Raw genomic sequence first — 450 nt, 5'->3', positions numbered from 1 at the left:
CAGACGGTGGTCGAGATCCCCGGCCTGCCGCCCATCACGGTGCCGGTGCTGGGACCGCCTCCGCCGCCGCCACCGCCGTGATGCGGACGGCGATGCGCGGGCTGTGGATTTGCCCACTCTGAGCTGTCACGGACCGGCCAAGGATCGATCCGTGACAGCTCGGGGCAGTAGGCTGCGAGCATGTCCGCCGTTTCGCTCGTCAAGACCGCCGTCAAGACAGCCCCGGTGATCAAGAAGGCTGCCGCCATCACCGCAGGGTCGCTTGTCGCCGGGGTCGGTTATGCATCCCTCATCGAGCGGAACGCGTTCGTACTCCGCGAAGCGACCATGCCGGTGCTGGCGCCGGGCTCGACACCGCTGCGCGTGCTGCACATCAGCGACCTGCACATGCGTCCCAACCAGCGGCGCAAGCAGGCATGGTTGCGGGACCTGGCTCGGCTGGAGCCGGAT

General features: G+C 68.4%; 1 protein-coding gene. It reads left to right on the top strand.

Annotated features, from left to right (window positions below; all coding sequences use genetic code 11):
* Positions 1-180 precede the first annotated feature (180 nt).
* The coding region (locus tag CS062_RS25405) for a hypothetical protein (RefSeq protein ID WP_233218252.1) at positions 181-450 on the top strand (270 nt) is incomplete at its 3' end.

This window comes from Roseateles chitinivorans, assembly GCF_002761755.1.
Lineage (GTDB): Bacteria > Pseudomonadota > Gammaproteobacteria > Burkholderiales > Burkholderiaceae_C > Roseateles > Roseateles chitinivorans.
This window is presented reverse-complemented; position numbering and strand designations above follow the sequence as displayed.